16 protein-coding genes are annotated in these 17771 nt (G+C 43.8%); 9 read left to right on the top strand and 7 right to left on the bottom strand.

The features are described from left to right. Nucleotides 1-89 precede the first annotated feature (89 nt). Nucleotides 90-1010, top strand: coding sequence for an ornithine carbamoyltransferase (gene argF / locus RTN07_RS08095; RefSeq protein WP_312177272.1), 921 nt, complete (start codon nucleotides 90-92; stop codon nucleotides 1008-1010). A gap of 103 nt (nucleotides 1011-1113) precedes the next feature. Next, the gene (yaaA, locus tag RTN07_RS08090; RefSeq protein WP_312177270.1) at nucleotides 1114-1920 is read left to right on the top strand and encodes a peroxide stress protein YaaA; all 807 of its coding nucleotides are present in this window, start codon (nucleotides 1114-1116) and stop codon (nucleotides 1918-1920) included. A 227-nt stretch (nucleotides 1921-2147) separates the two neighbouring features. On the opposite strand, the gene groL is transcribed toward yaaA, so the two are convergent. Beyond that, nucleotides 2148-3791: a chaperonin GroEL gene (groL, locus tag RTN07_RS08085; protein ID WP_312177268.1), complete on the bottom strand. Its 1644-nt coding sequence runs from the start codon at nucleotides 3789-3791 to the stop codon at nucleotides 2148-2150. A 188-nt stretch (nucleotides 3792-3979) separates the two neighbouring features. Continuing rightward, complete coding sequence (locus tag RTN07_RS08080; RefSeq protein ID WP_197931485.1) at nucleotides 3980-4273, bottom strand: co-chaperone GroES; 294 nt, start codon at nucleotides 4271-4273, stop codon at nucleotides 3980-3982. Between the two features lie 403 nt (nucleotides 4274-4676). Here RTN07_RS08080 and RTN07_RS08075 point away from each other — a divergent pair, with 403 nt between their 5' ends. Then, nucleotides 4677-5372 carry a DUF3108 domain-containing protein gene (locus RTN07_RS08075; protein ID WP_203172094.1) on the top strand — a complete coding sequence of 232 codons (696 nt, stop codon included), beginning with the start codon at nucleotides 4677-4679 and terminating at the stop codon, nucleotides 5370-5372. Nucleotides 5373-5644: 272 nt separating this feature from the next. Further along, entirely contained in the window at nucleotides 5645-7048 is a 1404-nt protein-coding gene (locus RTN07_RS08070) for an outer membrane protein transport protein (RefSeq protein WP_312177265.1), read from the top strand. Between the two features lie 52 nt (nucleotides 7049-7100). Here the strand turns inward: RTN07_RS08070 and RTN07_RS08065 are convergent, their stop codons facing one another. Then, nucleotides 7101-7991 (bottom strand): LysR family transcriptional regulator, encoded by an 891-nt coding sequence (locus RTN07_RS08065; protein ID WP_060994372.1) that lies wholly within the window; start codon nucleotides 7989-7991, stop codon nucleotides 7101-7103. Between the two features lie 247 nt (nucleotides 7992-8238). Between RTN07_RS08065 and leuC the strand changes: the two genes are divergently transcribed. The 5 genes from leuC to RTN07_RS08040 all read left to right on the top strand — a co-directional run bounded on the left by leuC (nucleotide 8239) and on the right by RTN07_RS08040 (nucleotide 14005). Further along, on the top strand, nucleotides 8239-9657 hold the full coding sequence (leuC, locus tag RTN07_RS08060) for a 3-isopropylmalate dehydratase large subunit (protein ID WP_065252956.1): 1419 nt from the start codon (nucleotides 8239-8241) through the stop codon (nucleotides 9655-9657). 9 nt (nucleotides 9658-9666) lie between these two features. After that, nucleotides 9667-10317, top strand: coding sequence for a 3-isopropylmalate dehydratase small subunit (gene leuD / locus RTN07_RS08055; RefSeq protein ID WP_007114912.1), 651 nt, complete (start codon nucleotides 9667-9669; stop codon nucleotides 10315-10317). A 292-nt stretch (nucleotides 10318-10609) separates the two neighbouring features. Further along, nucleotides 10610-11248, top strand: coding sequence for a hypothetical protein (locus tag RTN07_RS08050; RefSeq protein ID WP_312177260.1), 639 nt, complete (start codon nucleotides 10610-10612; stop codon nucleotides 11246-11248). 143 nt (nucleotides 11249-11391) lie between these two features. Next, nucleotides 11392-12462 (top strand): 3-isopropylmalate dehydrogenase, encoded by a 1071-nt coding sequence (leuB, locus tag RTN07_RS08045; protein WP_312177259.1) that lies wholly within the window; start codon nucleotides 11392-11394, stop codon nucleotides 12460-12462. A gap of 217 nt (nucleotides 12463-12679) precedes the next feature. Then, nucleotides 12680-14005 carry a L,D-transpeptidase family protein gene (locus tag RTN07_RS08040; protein WP_312177256.1) on the top strand — a complete coding sequence of 442 codons (1326 nt, stop codon included), beginning with the start codon at nucleotides 12680-12682 and terminating at the stop codon, nucleotides 14003-14005. Nucleotides 14006-14059: 54 nt separating this feature from the next. Here RTN07_RS08040 and RTN07_RS08035 read toward each other — a convergent pair whose 3' ends face one another. The 4 genes from RTN07_RS08035 to RTN07_RS08020 form a co-directional block, all read right to left on the bottom strand. Continuing rightward, the gene (locus RTN07_RS08035) at nucleotides 14060-14284 is read right to left on the bottom strand and encodes a hypothetical protein (protein ID WP_050325040.1); all 225 of its coding nucleotides are present in this window, start codon (nucleotides 14282-14284) and stop codon (nucleotides 14060-14062) included. Nucleotides 14285-14381: 97 nt separating this feature from the next. Continuing rightward, the gene (gene lysM, locus RTN07_RS08030; RefSeq protein WP_007114907.1) at nucleotides 14382-14891 is read right to left on the bottom strand and encodes a peptidoglycan-binding protein LysM; all 510 of its coding nucleotides are present in this window, start codon (nucleotides 14889-14891) and stop codon (nucleotides 14382-14384) included. Nucleotides 14892-15169: 278 nt separating this feature from the next. After that, on the bottom strand, nucleotides 15170-16273 hold the full coding sequence (locus tag RTN07_RS08025; protein WP_312177254.1) for a calcium:cation antiporter: 1104 nt from the start codon (nucleotides 16271-16273) through the stop codon (nucleotides 15170-15172). An 86-nt stretch (nucleotides 16274-16359) separates the two neighbouring features. Beyond that, nucleotides 16360-17757: an MFS transporter gene (locus RTN07_RS08020; RefSeq protein WP_312177253.1), complete on the bottom strand. Its 1398-nt coding sequence runs from the start codon at nucleotides 17755-17757 to the stop codon at nucleotides 16360-16362. Nucleotides 17758-17771 lie beyond the last annotated feature (14 nt).

Genomic DNA, 17771 nt, shown 5'->3' with positions numbered 1-17771 from the left:
GCGTCAATTTGCTAGACAGTTTGGATAAATCCGCTATACTGATAGTTTACTGTAATGTTTATTGACAAAATTGGGATGTAGGACAGGCAATGAGTACCCGCCATTTTTTGACGTTATTGGATTTTAGCAAAGAAGAATTAATGCAAGTGATTAAACGCGGTAGCGAACTGCGTTTGATGCAGCATGCAGGGGTTATTTATCAGCCTTTTGTCGGTCGTACCTTGGGTATGATTTTTGAAAAATCGAGTACCCGTACCCGTATTTCGTTTGAAACAGGGATGGGACAATTTGGCGGTCATGCCATATTTTTATCACCTCGCGATACCCAGCTTGGTCGTGGCGAACCGATTGAAGATTCAGCACGTGTTATCTCACGCATGGTCGATATTGTCATGATTCGCACCTTTGAACACAGTATTGTTGAAAAATTTGCCCAGTATTCGCAAGTGCCTGTTATCAATGCACTCACCGATGAACAGCATCCTTGTCAGCTACTAGCCGATATCCAAACCTTTATGGAGCACCGTGGCAGCATCGAAGGCAAAACAGTGACTTGGATTGGGGATGGCAATAATATGTGCGCTTCTTTTATCCATGCCGCGCATCAATTTGGCTTTCAACTGCGGGTTTCTGCCCCTTATGGGTTTGAACCCAATGCCGACCTCATCAAGCAGTATTCGCACTGTGTTGAGCTGGTCGAAGATGTTAATGAAGCGGTCAAAGGCTCGCATTTGGTTGCCACCGATGTATGGGCAAGTATGGGGCAAGAGAGCGAGCAAAATACTCGTGCGCGGCGATTTGCCCAGTATATGGTGACCCGCTCATTACTGGATAAAGCCGATCCAGACGTATTATTTATGCATTGTCTGCCTGCTCACCGCGGCGAAGAAATCTCCTATGATTTGCTAGAGGATCCGCGCGCTGTGGTATGGGATGAAGCCGAAAATCGTCTGCATGCCCAAAAAGCGCTGATGGAATTTTTGTTAACCGATAAAATCAAACTCGCCTAATCTATGTGATCTGGGCGTTATCTTTGCGCCCTGCTCTGTCATTATCATTATCATTATCTTAACTACTCTAATTCTTAACCGATAAAGTAAACGGAACATAGCCATGTACTTTGTGCTCTCGCCTGCCAAAAATTTGAATGAAAAAAATGATTTACCTTTTGATTTTAGTCAGCATTATACCCAGCCTGCTCTGATGGCGCACGCTTGCGAATTGATGGGTGAATTAAAAACATTAGCGCCAACCGATTTGTCGGCGTTGATGAGTATCTCAGGTAAACTTGGGCAATTAAATGCCGTGCGCAACCAAAATTGGCGATGGGATACTACCCAGCCATTTAGTGCCAATCATGCTGACATACCTGCTAAAGCGGCGCTGTATTTATTTGATGGCGATGTCTATACAGGTTTGGCAGCGCAGCAAATGACTAAGCAGCAAGTCCATTATTTAAATGAGCGATTAGGTATTTTATCTGGGTTGTACGGCTTGTTAAAACCGCTTGATTTGATGCTACCTTATCGCCTGGAAATGGGCACAAAGCTAAAAAATCCCAGAGGCGATAATTTGTATCAATTTTGGGGCGATACGATTACCGATTTAATCAATCAACGCATGGCAGACAATGAACAAACAACCTTAATCAATCTCGCTTCCAACGAATATTTTAAAGTCATTAACCCCAAAAAAATCAACGCAGAAATTATCACGCCCCGTTTTGAAGACGGCAAAGATGGTCAATATAAAGTGGTAAGTTTCTATGCCAAAAAGGCGCGCGGGTTGATGGTGCGTTTTGCGGCTGAAAATCAGCTGACAACCGCGCAACAGTTAAAAGACTTTAACTTGGAAGGCTATCAGTTCATTGAAAATGCTTCCAGCTCAACTGAGTATGTTTTTAGACGGGATAATGATTAACTGCGCCGCCATTTAACAAAAAATATCCACCCATAAATCCCCACTCATACTATCTTTTAACACATTTTTATTGAATACACCGATAGTTTTGCCTTGTGGTAGTAAAGCGGTCGATAGTGCCATCGTCATGGTTGTGATAATTCCCCTAATTAAAAAACCCTATTAAACTGAAGTTTAATAGGGTTTTGATTTTAGCTAGATGGCTTGAGTGGGATATAATCTTTCGATTACATCATGCCGCCCATACCACCCATTCCGCCCATACCACCCATGGCAGCAGCAGCGCCAGCGTCGTCTTTTGGCAAGTCAGTGATCATTGCTTCTGTGGTGAGCATCAAGCCTGCGACAGATGCTGCGTTTTCAAGCGCTGAGCGAGTGACTTTGGCTGGGTCTAAGATACCCATTTCTAGCATATCGCCGTATTCACCAGTCGCTGCGTTGTAACCGTAGTTACCTTGACCGCCTTTGACTTGGTTTACCACCACAGATGCTTCATCACCTGCATTGGTCACGATTTGACGAAGTGGTGCTTCCATCGCACGGCGTAGAATGTTGATACCCGCGGCTTGGTCGTCATTGTCACCTTTGATATTATCAAGCGCAGAGATAGCACGAACCAATGCCACACCACCACCTGCTACAACACCCTCTTCGACAGCAGCACGAGTTGCATGCAAAGCATCATCCACACGGTCTTTTTTCTCTTTCATTTCAGTTTCAGTCGCCGCACCGACTTTGATAACTGCCACACCGCCTGCGAGTTTGGCAATACGCTCTTGTAGTTTTTCTTTGTCGTAATCAGAGGTTGATTCTTCCACTTGGCGACGGATAGAGGCAACACGATCATCGATTTCAGTTTTTTGACCGGCACCGTCCACAATCACGGTGTTTTCTTTACCAACGGTCACTTTTTTGGCAGTACCTAATACTGATAAGTCTGCAGTTTCTAAGCTCATGCCCATTTCTTCTGATACAACCGTACCGCCCGTTAAAATAGCGATATCTTGAAGCATCGCTTTACGACGGTCACCAAAACCAGGGGCTTTGACAGCACAAACTTTTAAACCGCCACGCATGTTATTTACAACTAAAGTTGCCAAGGCTTCGTTTTCAACATCTTCAGCAATGATAAGTAACGCTTTACCAGATTTCATCACGTTTTCAAGCAGTGGAATCAATTCACGGATGTTGCTGATTTTTTTGTCGACTAACAAGATTAATGGGTTTTCTAGTTCAGCGGTCAACGTATCTGCTTTATTGGCAAAGTATGGGCTGATGTAGCCACGGTCAAACTGCATACCTTCAACGACTTCAAGGGTGTCTTCAAAGCCTGAACCTTCTTCAACCGTGATCACGCCTTCTTTACCCACTTTTTCCATCGCTTGAGCGATTAAGTCACCGATAGTTTGGTCAGAGTTAGCTGAGATAGAGCCGACTTGTGCGATGGCTTTGGTGTCATTGGCTGGGGTTGAAAACGCGTGGATTTTTTCAACAACAGCACGTACACCTTTATCGATACCACGTTTTAAGTCCATTGGGTTCATGCCAGCGGCAACTGATTTCATGCCTTCTTGCAAAATCGCTTGGGCTAAAACAGTCGCTGTGGTAGTACCGTCACCTGCAACATCATTGGTTTTGCTTGCAACTTCACGGACCAGCTGTGCACCCATGTTCTCAAATTTGTCATCAAGTTCGATTTCTTTAGCCACTGATACGCCATCTTTAGTGATGGTGGGTGCGCCAAAAGATTTGTCGATAACCACGTTACGACCTTTCGGGCCTAATGTCACTTTAACCGCATTTGCCAATACGTTGACGCCATCAATCATTTTTGCACGGGCATCAATACCAAATTTTACATCTTTAGCCATGTTAAATTCTCCAAATTATAAGTTTTTATTTGTATTATAAGGTAGTCAAATTGCTACCACGGTTGCTATCAATTACTTTACCAAGCACTTAACCAGTTAGAGTAACACTGGGTAAATTAACGCTAGGTAAATTAAGACTAAGTAAATTAGCTTTTAGGTAAAAAACGATTGTTTAAAACAGTGACTGATTAACCTTCAATCACACCCAATACATCGCTTTCTTTCATAATCAATAATTCTTCACCATCTACTTTAACCGTTGAGCCGGCGTATTGACCAAAGAGTACTTTGTCGCCGACTTTGACATCGAGCGCACGTACATCACCGTTTTCACGGATTTGACCATTACCTACTGCAATCACTTCACCTTGAGACGGTTTTTCTTGGGCGCCGCCTGCTAGTAATAAACCGCCAGCTGTTTTTTGTTCTTCTTCGCTGCGACGCACCACGATACGATCATGTAAAGGACGAATTGCCATAATCTACTCCATAAATTAACTGTTAAATTATTGTTTGAAAGCCGTAGTTAGCTTTGAAAGCTGTGATCAGCTCAGAGGTTAGCTCAAAAGACCACCGCTATTTTGCCGACCACAAAAAGATGATAACTATCTGTTTGCATAAATAATCATATGCTTATCACATGTTATCAATTCACTGTCTATACTGTGGGGATGTATGCCAATTTGTTCAAGCATAAATTTGAGAAATTTTGCAATTTGTTGTCAATTTTTTAACCCCTTCACCCAAATACCGCATAAAGACTGCCGTTTATTGCACAACCACAATCTTTTGTTAACTGGCTTGTATTTGCTTGCCGTCAATACTACTGTATGCATAGCAAATAGATTTAACCTTATCTGATGAACGTTATCTGATGGATGAAACATGAAAAATTCTTTAGTAAAAAAACTGCTAGTAAGTACTTCACTCGTGTCAGCGATGGCTATCACCTCTATGGCGAATGCAGCAGTTGCCCCTTTTAATGCAACCTATAATTTTAATATTGAAGGCAAATACAATGGCACCGCAAGCCGTGTATTGACCCAAACTGGCAATCAGTATTTTTATAACGTTAATGCAAGTGTCGGTAAATTAGCCAGTGCCAAGCAAACCGCCAATTTTGTCAATGCCAATGGCGCTATCTTACCGGTGAGCGCGTTAACCCAATACAAAATTTTGGGGACGGGTCGAACTACCACCTTGAACTTTAATAACGCAAAAAAACAACTGGTCACCAATTATAAAGGTCAAAATAAAGTCATTGCTTTGCCACAGCCTGCGTATGATGATTTAAGTTTGGAAATTCAAATTCGGGAAGATTTAAAAGCAGGCAAATTCCGTGGTAACTATTACATGGCAGATCGCAATACCGTTGAAGCGGTGCCCTTCAAAAAATCTGCCATGACTCGCATTACCGTGCCAGCGGGTACTTTTGACGTGGTGCGTATCGATCGCGTGCATGATGACAAAGACCGTCAAACCAGTTTTTGGTTAGCCCCAAAACTTGATTATCTGCCTGTTAAAGTCGTTCAAAACAATGATGGTAAAAAAATGGAAATGAATCTGGCTAGAGTAAATTAATACTTTGTCATGTTTTGACTCAAACACCGATTATATTAATCGGTGTTTTTTTATTTCTGTGTTATTGTAAATACGCTATTAATGACTTATCAGGTCAGAAATTGGCGCTATTTTTGTAAGCCATAAGTTGTCAAGGCGTAAGTTTTTAACTATTCTTTGTGGGTCCATTGGAAGGCCTCACTACCCTGTCTAAGTTTTTCATGCCTTTTAGCAACCTTTAGCAAGCTCTCCAATTCGCACTATATCAATATCCATGTAAAAGGGAGTATTTCATGTCATTAAGATTGCAATCCTTAACACTCGCTATTGCCAGCATTCCATTTGCTAGCGCTGCCCATGCCGCAGGGCTCGACCGCTCAACTCAGCTAAGTTGGGGTTTTACCCAAGATGGCACTTTTGCTTACATCGAACGAATCACCATTGACCCATCGATTACTGGCAAAGACAATGCGGCCACCACCCCTTCGCCAACCACGTACGAAGAAGGTCGCGATACCAACAACATGGCGCTAAACTATGATTTTATCAATTATGGGGCAAAAGCAGACATCAATGATAAAGTCAGTGTGGGTGTGTTTTTTGACCAACCGTGGGGCGCGGATGTTGAGTTCACAGGCAATAATAACTTTGTTAATGGTACAGTCAGCGCGCAGCAGGTTGCTGCTGCAGGACAAGCGGCGCTAGCAGCCGCCACAGCTGCAAAAACTGCCGCCGCCGCTGCAAAAGCAGATCCAACCAACCAAACACTCGCTTATAACGCAGCTAACGCGGTTAAAACCGCACAGCAAGCAGGGGTAGCCTACAATCTAGCAAGCAATATCGCTCAGCATCCCAACGAAGGTACCAATGCCTCCGTTGATAGTAAAAACTTCACGGGTTTGGTGGGGGTCAAATTTGGCGAAAAAAATAACTGGCAAGTATATGGCGGGCCGGTATTACAAAAATTAGAAGGTGAAGTGCATTTACGCGGTACAGCCTACAATTCGACCCAAGGTTATGATGGTATCTTTGCCCAATCGAATGGTTATGGTTGGATGGCAGGTTTGGCCTATAGCAAACCTGAAATTGCGCTTAAAGCGGCGTTGACTTATCGCTCTGAAATTGATCATGACACCGTAGCGTATGAATACATGCCAGCAACTGGCGAATCAGGCAGTTATGACATGACCATCACTACCCCAAAATCCGTGAATGTTGACTTTCAAACAGGTCTAAACCCAACCACGCTATTGACCGCAAAACTGCGCTGGGTACCTTGGAGTGATTTTTCAATCAAACCGCCTTTGTATAATGCAACGACCAAAAAAGCCACCGGCGCGGATTTTAAACCCCTATATCCCAATGGTTTAAACTTGGTTGATTACTCAGATGATGGCTGGGCAGCAGAAGTGGGCTTGGGTAAAAAATTAAGTAATCAATGGGCGGTATCAGGCTCAGTGGGTTGGGATAGCGGCGCGGGTGATCCCACCACCACCTTAGGGCCTGTCGAAGGTCATTGGAATGTGGGTCTAGGCGCCAAGTACAATGTTACACCCGAAGTCGCCGTGTCAGCAGGCGTGAAATATTTGATGTTTGGCGATGCCAAATCAAAAATCCCCAATGGCGACTTAGTGGGTGATTTCCAAAACAACGATGCTTGGATTTATGGGCTGCGTTTAACTTATCAGAAAAAATAAGTCTCATAAAAAAAGCCTATCACATCGATAGGCTTTTTTTTATGTCGAACCATTAATCGCGATGTTTACCATCCATCTCTAATCCTAACATGTCAAGCAAGGCTGCCATGCTTGCAGATACCGTGATATTGGGGTTAGTGACCAACCCCAAATAGCGTTGTAACTCAACAGGTGTATCCATATTAATCGGCTGTAAATCTTGATTGACTAACGTCTGCGGTAACACCGACCAGCCTAGCCCAACCGATACCAACATACGAATCGACTCCAGCGGATTGGTGCTCATGGTGGCATACGGTTTTAAGTTATATTTGGCAAATTCGGCTAAAGTGATTTGACTGGTAAAGGTATTGGCGGCGGGTAAAATCGCTGGATAGTTGGCCAATTGCTCAAGCGTCACGTTCATTTTATGCGCCAGTGGCGATAAAATGCCGGTCACAAAATGCAGCGGATCTGACCATAGCATATGATAATTTAGACGTTTATCATACACAGGGGGTAGGGTTAAAAAAGCCAACGACAAGTCGCCATCAAGGACTGCTTTATGCGCTTGCTCAGAATCGACAAAATGCACTTCAAGCTGTACTGCAGGATAGCTTTGGATAAATTGTTTGAGGACAGCTGGCAGATGATGTAAGCCAATATGATGACTGGTACCAATAATCAGTTTGCCTGATACCGTTTGCTGGCGGTTTTTAAGATTAATTTTTAGATTATCGTAATCATCTAGCCAGCGTTTGGCATGGGGTATCAAGTCATGCGCCGCTTGGGTTGGGATAATACCACGACCCACTGTATCAAAAAGGGTGACATCAAATTCGTCTTCTAAGTTTTTGATACGCTTACTTACTGCAGGCTGTGTAATAAATAATTTATCAGCCGCCTGCGAGATACTACCTGTTTGCATAACCGCTAAAAAAGTATTTAAATTTGTGGTATTCATCTTTCCCCCAACAATAAAATCCTACCATTTGATATAAATAAAAGTTTCATTCTTTAAAAAATACATTAAATAAGATTATAAGATAACGTATGGACAAATACAATTTATTTAATCGTCCAATACATTCCTAAAATTTTTATAAAATATAAAAATCATCAATTAAAATTATCATTTTTCTTTGTTATAATGGCGTTATTGTGTACCCAATTACTACGCCCCTTTATAAAAAAACCATAGGATATGTGTCATGGCAGCACAAACGCTTTATGATAAACTTTGGCAAGACCACTTAGTCAATCAACGAGACGACGGTTCTAGTCTTATCTATATCGACCGTCATTTATTACACGAAGTCACAAGCCCGCAAGCATTTGAAGGCTTGTCATTAGCCAATCGTGACCCTTGGCGTTTGTCAGCAAACGTCGCCACCCCTGACCATAATGTTCCAACAGTGGCAAGCGAACGTAAAGAAGGGGTGGCAGGTATTAAAGATGACGTCTCTCGCTTGCAAGTAGCCACACTCGATGAAAACTGTGCCAAATTTAATATCACTGAATTTACCATCAATGACGTGCGCCAAGGCATTGTGCATGTGGTAGGCCCAGAACAAGGTTTGGTATTACCTGGGATGACCGTGGTATGTGGCGACTCACATACCGCAACCCATGGTGCGTTAGGCTGTCTTGCCCACGGCATCGGTACCAGTGAAGTTGAGCATGTATTGGCAACACAGTGTCTTGTGCAAACCAAGATGAAAAATATGCTTATCAAAGTCGATGGCAAATTGGGTGAAGGTGTCACGCCAAAAGACGTGGTACTAGCGATTATTGCAAAAATCGGCACCGCGGGTGGCACAGGTTACGCCATTGAATTTGCAGGCGATGTGTTCCGTGACATGAGCATGGAAGGACGTATGACCGTGTGTAACATGGCGATTGAAGCCGGTGCGCGCGTTGGTATGGTGGCAGTTGATGACACCACCATTGAATACGTCAAAGGTCGTCCCTACGCGCCTACGGGTGAAATGTGGGATAAAGCCGTGGCTTACTGGCAAACCCTACACTCAGATGCCGATGCCGTGTTTGATACCGTCATTGAGATGGCAGGCGCGGACATCGCACCCCAAGTATCTTGGGGCACATCCCCTGAGATGGTGGTGGATATCAGCGCGCACGTCCCTACCCTAGATGCGGCAAAAGATGACGTCCAAAAAGACGCTTGGACACGCGCTTATGAGTATATGGGTTTGACCGCAGGCCAACCGGTCACTGACATCAAAGTCGATCGGGTGTTTATCGGCTCTTGTACCAACTCACGTATTGAAGATATTCGCGCGGCGGCGGCGGTTATCAAAGGTCGCAGAGTCGCAGATAGCGTCAAAGAAGCGATTGTGGTAGCCGGTTCTGGGTTGGTTAAACAACAAGCAGAAAGCGAAGGTCTGGATAAAATCTTTACCGCAGCGGGTTTTGAATGGCGGGAGCCAGGCTGCTCGATGTGCCTCGCCATGAACGCGGATAAATTGCAGCCAAAAGAACATTGCGCCAGTACCTCGAATCGTAACTTTGAAGGTCGTCAGGGCAATGGCGGACGCACCCATTTGGTCAGCCCTGCCATGGCCGCCGCTGCCGCATTAGCCGGTCATTTTGTTGACGTGAGAAATTATTAAGGTAGAACTATGAAAAAATATACCCTTGAGCAAGGCATTGTCTGCCCGCTAGACCGCTCAAACGTGGACACTGACCAAATCATTCCAAAACAGTTTTTGAAATCTATCAAACGCACAGGGTTTGGTGCCAATCTATTTGATGAATGGCGTTATTTGGACGAAGGCTATCCTGGTCAAGACAATAGCAAACGCCCCATTAACCCTGATTTTATTTTGAATCAGCCCCGTTATCAAGGTGCTAACATTTTGCTTGCGCGTAAAAACTTTGGTTGTGGTTCAAGCCGTGAGCATGCGCCTTGGGCACTCGAAGAATACGGTTTTCGAACGGTGATTGCGCCCAGTTTTGCCGATATTTTCTACAACAACTGCTTTAAAAACGGCATGTTGCCAGTGATTTTAAGCGAAGATGCGGTCAGTGAATTGTTTGCCGAATGTTTTGCCCAAGATGGCTATCAATTAACCGTGGATTTAGAAAAACAGCAAGTGATTTCCCCCTCTGGCAAAAGCTATGCGTTTGACGTCGATGAGTTTCGTAAGCACTGTCTGCTCAACGGTTTAGACGATATTGGTCTTACCTTACAGCAAGCTGATAGCATCAAAGCGTATGAAGAGAACGCCAAACAATCACGCCCTTGGGTATTTGGCACAGGGGCGGCTTAAGGTGCTGCTTGGTTAGGTAAATGTACAATGTCAGTAGCGTTTCATCATTGATGATTGATGATTTATCATTGATGGTTTATTCATCATCTATCCCAACCTGCGTATAAGTCGCGTATAAAAAAGGCATTTTGACAAAGGTTGGGATATTGGTTATGTTAGTCACATTTTAGCTTGCCTATGACTGTGTTTAAATCATGGCATCATCCGCCATGATTATCATCATCTAACTATGGCAGGCACCCTGTTACTGCAATTTTTTAATTGCTTTTTTTGATTTGAGGGAATAACGACCATGATGTTCACTAAGCGCTTTTTTCACCCTGACTGTTTGCCTGTTGTAGCCATTGCAATTTGTTCGGCAGTGGCACTATCCGGCTGTCAATCAATGACGAAGCAGCCAAGCGCACGTGCCAAACCCTCTGTGGTAACAACGCCGCAACCGATTGCTACAGGCAAAAGCACACTAAAATGTACGGGTATCTATGCCTGTGAAATCAATCGTATTGGCAAGTTGTCAATTATCAATCAATCGACTCACGCCCCGAGCGCAACACTTGGCAACCATAGCTCAGTGACTAGCCCAGTGACCGTCACACCTTTGATGAGTAAGCCGCAGAGCAAATCTACTATACCAAATTACTTAGTAAGTTTTCCCAGTGGTCAGCACATGGTTGCCACCCGTTTTTATTTGGATGAAGATTTGACGACAGTTGAAAGTTTTAGTTTTATCCATCGTTTTGAAAGCGGTAAACGCTATGAGCTCAAAGCCTACCGCCAAATTCAAAAGACCGATTATAGTTTGCTAGCGCAGTCTGCCCCAACGCCACTGTGTATTGATTTGTATGAAAATGCCAAACTTACCAATCAATGGTGTAAAAAACCCAATCAGCAAGGCGCTTTATCGAATGAATTTGTAAAGGTGGCTTTATAGATGCACCTTAAAGCCTCACGCAAAAGCGCCTCTCAAAAAAGCGTCATTCAATAACGCCTGATTCAATTATTTTTTAGAAACTAACAAAATTTTAAAAGCTGCGTTGTCAGCAAAAAGTTGTGGATTAACGTGAAGGAAGTAACATGACAAAACAAATTGCCGTATTACAAGGTGATGGTATTGGTCCTGAAATCATTGGACAAGCTGTCAAAGTATTGGACAAATTAATCGAGCAAGGATTAGACGCTCGCTATGAGTATGGGCTGTTAGGTGGCTCAGCGTATGATGCGCATGGCTCACCCTATCCAGAAGCTACCCAAAATCTGTGCCGCAAGGCTGATGCAGTATTGCTCGGTGCTGTCGGTGGCCCACAGTATGATAACCTTGAACGCTCAGTGCGCCCAGAGCGTGGATTACTGGCGATTCGTAAAGACTTAAATCTATTTGCCAATCTTCGCCCAGCCATTCTTTATCCAGAGCTTGCCAATGCCTCAACTTTAAAACCTGAGGTGGTATCTGGCTTAGATATTTTGATTGTCCGTGAGCTCACCGGCGATATTTATTTTGGTGAACCACGCGGTATTCGCACGCTTGAAAACGGCGAGAAAGAAGGCTACAACACCATGAAATACAGCGAATCAGAAATTCGCCGTATTGCCAAAGTCGCTTTTGAAGCGGCGCAAAAACGCGGTAAAAAACTCTGCTCAGTTGATAAAGCCAACGTACTTGAGACCACAGAGTTTTGGAAGCAGATTTTCACTGAAGTCGCTGCCGAATACCCAGATGTTGAATTGACTCACATGTATGTCGACAATGCAGCGATGCAGCTGGTTAAAGCCCCAAAACAGTTTGATGTGATTGCCACTGGCAATATTTTTGGCGATATTTTATCAGATCAAGCCTCGATGCTGACTGGCTCTATTGGTATGCTACCATCCGCGAGCTTAAATGACACAGGCAAAGGGCTATATGAACCATCGCATGGTTCTGCCCCTGATATCGCAGGTCAAAATAAAGCCAACCCGTTGGCAACCATTTTGTCATTGGCGATGCTGTTACGTTATAGCCTCAATGATGAAACCCGTGCCACGCAAGTTGAGCAAGCAGTGCAAAAAGTATTGCAGCAAGGGTTACGCACAGGCGATATCTTTGAACAAGGCACCACGCTGGTTTCTTGTTCAGACATGGGTGATGCGGTCATCGCTAACTTATAATCTTTGATTATCCTAATTTTTACCCTGCATCAAAGGTAGTGTTAGCTGGTCTAACCTGCCTTTTTTTATAGCATTTTTTGCCAACATTTTTTTGAAAAATTTGTAAAATCCTGCTTATCTTCAACCGAGTTTTATTATAGTATGCCATTATCGTTTCTCTAAAACCTCGATGACCTTCCATCCTCACTTGCTAAATTTTTCTTAAAATTCAATGACTATGTCTTCTTATCATAAAATCTTACCTTGCTTTACAAGCCTACTGCTTGCTATCAGTTTATCTGCCTGTCAACAGTCACCCAATCAAGCGATGGATGTACCCACAGTTGCGACAGCAAGTACTATAGCTAGTACTAGTACTGCAGCCAGTACAACCGCAAGTGTCGCTGCCTCTTCGCCTGCCCCAACGCTAAAAGCCAATGTCAGTCAACAGTTTATTGGCGCAAGCTTGGTGCAGCAACGACTGAAACAAGCCTTGCCAGAGATTGCCTATACCACTGATAATTTACCGATGGTTGCCCAGCAAGTAAACCAAGTGAGTTGGTCACCCAAAGGCGCTATTGAATTAAAAACCATGCCTGCCTCTGCGGTGGTGGCGTCACAAGCCGCATCAACCCCGCCTGCCTCAGCGACCCCATCTGTGACGGGTTTTCAATCAACTATTGACTATGCTGCGCTCAAACAATCGGCTAATGACAATCCGTCATCCGTGGCTAACAAAGACGCGTTACCATCAAAACAAGTGTCCATTAAACCTGATGAACTGCTGGTATTTAAGACCCAAGCCCTGCTTAACTGGCATGGGCATAGTGTGGGTGCACTGACAGGAATAATGAATAAAAATACCATCAAAGCGATGCAGATTTTTCAGCAAAAACACAATCTGCCCGTAACCACCACGATGAATGAAGCCACTTGGTCAGCGTTAACCAGCAACGAGACGTTAAATAAGCAGCCGATTTTTATCAATTATCAGCTAACGCGCGATGATTTGGTGATTACCAAAGTGCCCAGAGACATGCAATACAAATCAGCGCGTGAAGCAGTAGCTGAAAAGTTCCATATGAGCCAAAAGCTGGTAAGTCGATTAAACCCCACCACGCCACTCAAAGCAGGTAATATTATCACCGTCTACAATCCTTATCAGCCCAATATGACGGAAGTGACTAAGGTTGTGAGCGATAAAAAGAAAAATATCTTGTACGCCTATGCTGCTAGTGGTGAGCTTGTTGCAAGCTACCCGACAACAGTCGGCTCTAATTACACCCCCTCACCCTCTGGCACCTTAAAAGTTAAAAATCGGGTATTAAACCCCACCTATAATACTGATTTTTCTTCCAAAGAAAAGTGGCTACCACCAGGACCCAACAACCCTGTGGGGCGTGCTTGGATTGGGTTATCAAAACGGAGTTATGGTATTCATGGCTCGCCTGAGCCTGAGTTAATCAGCGCGCAAAAATCACACGGTTGTGTGCGTTTGACCAATTGGGATGCGCTAAGTCTGTATGGCACGATAGCCGATGGCGCAGACGTGGTATTTGAATAAGTTTATATTGTATAGGCGTCAACTAAACACCCCAAAATCTGGGGTGTTTGGTTATTACGCTTCCTGTCGCCAAACTTGTTTTCGCAAATCCTGCTTGGTTTGTCGCCGCTGTTTTTTGCGGGCGATTTCGACATCGTCTTTTTCATGCAGTCCGCCTTTTTGCAAAAGCGGATTTAACGCCAAGTAATTACGGGGTTTAACAGCCAAATTGGATTGAGCGATTGACGGATTTTTCTCCAGTTGCTCGCCCAATTTAATTAATTGTTTTTGGTTTTTCATGGTTTATCCTTAAAACTTTATTTATCGATATGCAAATTTTTTTATAAAAAAACCAGCGACAGGAGTCACTGGTTTTTTAAAAGGCTTAAGGTAAAAATTAAGCTGGGATACGAAGCACTTGACCTGGATAGATTTTGTTTGGGTCAGAGAGTAATGGTTTGTTGGCTTCAAAGATTTTGTTGTATTGGTTGGTATCGCCATACACTTCTTTTGAAATTTTTGACAGCGTATCGCCTGATTTCACTGTGTACATACGAGATTCTGGCTCTTGCGTCGCAACCGTGATGTTGTCTTCCACTTGTGCAACATACTGTACATTACCTGCCGCTAGAATGGCTTTTTCGCGCTCTGCTTGGTTAGCAGCAGAACCATTAATAGTTACTTTGTCAGTGTTACCGTCATAGTTGACTGATAGATTGTCAATTTTGGCATTTTGTTGGATGCGCTGAATCAATAAGTTTGCGATCTCTTGTGCAGATGGCTCAGTAGAAGCCGCAGGCGCTGCGGTTGGTGCAACATTTGATGCAGGTGTCGATGCTGGCGCAGCGTCTTTGTTACGATGAAAGATTTTATCACCGATGTCTTTTGCAAAACTAAATAGTCCCATTTGTTTTTCCTTATATTGTAATATTTTAATGCACAATTTTTAATGTATGGTTCGTTGAAACTCTTAAATGATCGTTTCAACACCTCAAATGACTAGAACGACCTCAAATCACTACAACGATAATCGTGTTAATGATGGCGTTATTCTAGTTGCCCTCTAGATTAGCAAAAACTTAAATTGATGAGCATAAGTATTTAGTAAAGGAATGTTACTGATTGCAAGTAGTCTTTCATTTACTACGTCATTTATTACGCCAATTTTCTATGCCATTTATTCCTTTAGGGGATAATGGAGAAAAACACAAAAGTGCCTAACATGACCAAATGGATGATGCCATGTAAAAAAGTGGTGCGCCCGGTACTTAAAGTATTGATGGTTATCATCAGCGTAATGACTAGCATTAGCCCTTCTTTAGCAGACAACCCAAACATGACGGGCGTTGCTGTGAAGATTGAATAAAGCGCGATAACAGGAATTGTCAACGAAATAGACGCCAAAGCAGAGCCTAGCCCCAAATTTAAACTGTTTTGCAGCTGGTTGTTGTAGGCAGCTTTTACCGCAGCAATAGATTCAGGCAACAGTACCAAGGCAGCAATGATAATCCCTAACACAATTTTTGGCATACCCATCGCCAGCAGCGCCGCTTCCATCGCAGGCGACAACATTTTAGCAAGACCTACGACCGTCACCAAACTGAAAAACAGAAATCCCACACTCATCGCCATGGTTAGCGCATTATCACTGTGATGCAGGTCTTCTTGCCCATCAGCAATAAAATAATCTCGGTGACGAATGGTTTGGGTAAAGATAAATGCGGCATACAAAATCAAACAGCAGATCGCTACAAACAGCAGCTGAGCGCCAATCATAAAACCGCCTGCGGCAGAGGTGGTAAAATTGGGTAAAATAAATACGATTAATGCAATCGCCAATAACACACTAATTGCCGCTTTACTGCCATGCAAACTATAACGCTGTACGTAATTTTTGATACCACCAATCAACAGGCAAATACCAATAATCCCGTTACAAATCAGCATCACTGCTGCAAATACCGTATCACGGGCAAGCACCGCGGCATCGGTGGGTGTGCTACTACTCATGAGTGCCAAAATAAGTGCCACTTCAATCACGGTGACCGCCAATGCCAAAACCAACGTACCAAAAGGCTCCCCCACTTTGTGAGCAATCACCTCAGCGTGATGTACGGCAGCAAAAACTGACCCCATCAAAAAAATCGCCGTCACGGTATTCATGATGATACCCGAGGGATGCCAAATCAAATGCACCGCAAGCACTAAAGCGGCAATACTTGGCGACAATAACGTCCAAATGGGTAAATTGATATTATATTTTTGGTTCAGCCAAAATGTTTTCGCCATATCCCCTCCGCTCTATCTATATTTTCTAATTTATCATATAAATAGATAATATGGTCAAAAATATTAAAATTCAATTAAAAATGAAATTATTTCTCATTATTTTGTAATTTATGCCAGTAAATTATTGGTGCAAGGCACACAAAGCCAATCAGCATACTCACCAAAAAATGCCATTGATAGCCCAAAAAATGTGCCATATAGCCGCTGGCAAAATGCGCTGAGCCGCCCAACACCGTCAACAGACAAACCTGCACGGTAAAATCACTCCCCGCATTGGCAGGGCGTGAATAATGCATAATGGTTGTGAGCATCGCAATCAGCGCCAACGATGCACAAAAATGCTCCAGTGCATTGACGACATAGAGCCACAAAAAATCAGTCAGTAACTGATGATAAAACCCATAAGCTACCAACCCATACAACCCTGTGGTCAGCGCTTGAGCAAGATTAAAATATAGCAGTGACGTAAAGCGAGTGAGTCGTTTCATCAAAATTGTGGCGACCCCTGCCCCAGCGACTGAGGCAGCCGAGCCCAAAATAGTTGCCCAAAAGCCAATTTGCTGCAAGTTGAGTCCAACATCAACCATCATCGGTTTGACCATACCGCTTGAAATGCCATCAGCAATTTTATAGGTCAATAACACCCCTAGCCAAGCCAGCATCTCCCGCGATGACCAAAAATATTGATAATGGTGGCTCAGGTAATTTTTTAGCGCCTTCAAACTGCCAGATTTTTCTGCCTGTACTTGTTTTTTGGAAGGTATAACCGAGGTGTTGGCGTGCTCTTTAAAAAACACAATGGGCACGGTATTCATTGCCACCAAAGCCGCCATGGCAAGAAAACTATTACGCCAGCCCCATTGTTCTAACAGCATCAGTAAAACACCGCCACCGATAATCAGCCCCAGCCGATAGCCGATGACTTGTACGGCATTGCCTTGGCTTTGGCGATGATGGTGATTGGTCGTTTGATTCACCGAATCAAGATTAGGCACAGGCATATCATGGGTCAGCGGTTCTTTGGGCGCCATAGCCGCTTTAAGCAAACGGGTTGCTAGCCCATCGGTCGCCACATCGTGTGTCGCCCCAATGAGGCTTAAGGTAAATAACATCCCATACAATGTCATCACCGAAGGGGTTTGTGCCAAATTATGCGGTTCAAAAAATGCCACCGCAATCAGTATGACAATCGATAGCCCTTGCATCGGCAAAATCCAGCTTTTGGCGCGTCCGATTTTTTGTGAATAATAGCCGTCCACGACAGTAGCCCACAGGAATTTAAGCCCCCAAGGTACCAAAATCAGCCCTGACCAACCAATGGCAACTAATGAGACTTTGTATTCACGTAAAATCGCTGGCAAGGCTTGGGTGATAAATCCTGCGGGCAAGCCTTGAGCCAAATATAAGGTGAGCAGTAAGCCTAAGGTTTTATAATGAGTCAAATGAGTGTGGGATGGTGGCGCTGGCGACTTTGATAACGGCATAGGACTACCACAGG

The organism is Moraxella sp. CTOTU46934 (assembly GCF_031979465.1).
Taxonomy (GTDB): Bacteria; Pseudomonadota; Gammaproteobacteria; order Pseudomonadales; family Moraxellaceae; genus Faucicola; species Faucicola tetraodonis.
This window is presented reverse-complemented; position numbering and strand designations above follow the sequence as displayed.

Excerpts from the sequence above, each read along its gene's own strand:
- argF (WP_312177272.1), top strand. The coding sequence starts at position 90 with ATGAGTACCCGCCATTTTTTGACGTTATTGGATTTTAGCAAAGAAGAA.
- yaaA (WP_312177270.1), top strand. The coding sequence starts at position 1,114 with ATGTACTTTGTGCTCTCGCCTGCCAAAAATTTGAATGAAAAAAATGAT.
- groL (WP_312177268.1), bottom strand. The coding sequence starts at position 3,791 with ATGGCTAAAGATGTAAAATTTGGTATTGATGCCCGTGCAAAAATGATT.
- RTN07_RS08075 (WP_203172094.1), top strand. The coding sequence starts at position 4,677 with ATGAAAAATTCTTTAGTAAAAAAACTGCTAGTAAGTACTTCACTCGTG.
- RTN07_RS08070 (WP_312177265.1), top strand. The coding sequence starts at position 5,645 with ATGTCATTAAGATTGCAATCCTTAACACTCGCTATTGCCAGCATTCCA.
- RTN07_RS08065 (WP_060994372.1), bottom strand. The coding sequence starts at position 7,991 with ATGAATACCACAAATTTAAATACTTTTTTAGCGGTTATGCAAACAGGT.
- leuC (WP_065252956.1), top strand. The coding sequence starts at position 8,239 with ATGGCAGCACAAACGCTTTATGATAAACTTTGGCAAGACCACTTAGTC.
- leuD (WP_007114912.1), top strand. The coding sequence starts at position 9,667 with ATGAAAAAATATACCCTTGAGCAAGGCATTGTCTGCCCGCTAGACCGC.
- RTN07_RS08050 (WP_312177260.1), top strand. The coding sequence starts at position 10,610 with ATGATGTTCACTAAGCGCTTTTTTCACCCTGACTGTTTGCCTGTTGTA.
- leuB (WP_312177259.1), top strand. The coding sequence starts at position 11,392 with ATGACAAAACAAATTGCCGTATTACAAGGTGATGGTATTGGTCCTGAA.
- RTN07_RS08040 (WP_312177256.1), top strand. The coding sequence starts at position 12,680 with ATGTCTTCTTATCATAAAATCTTACCTTGCTTTACAAGCCTACTGCTT.
- RTN07_RS08035 (WP_050325040.1), bottom strand. The coding sequence starts at position 14,284 with ATGAAAAACCAAAAACAATTAATTAAATTGGGCGAGCAACTGGAGAAA.
- lysM (WP_007114907.1), bottom strand. The coding sequence starts at position 14,891 with ATGGGACTATTTAGTTTTGCAAAAGACATCGGTGATAAAATCTTTCAT.
- RTN07_RS08025 (WP_312177254.1), bottom strand. The coding sequence starts at position 16,273 with ATGGCGAAAACATTTTGGCTGAACCAAAAATATAATATCAATTTACCC.
- RTN07_RS08020 (WP_312177253.1), bottom strand. The coding sequence starts at position 17,757 with ATGCCGTTATCAAAGTCGCCAGCGCCACCATCCCACACTCATTTGACT.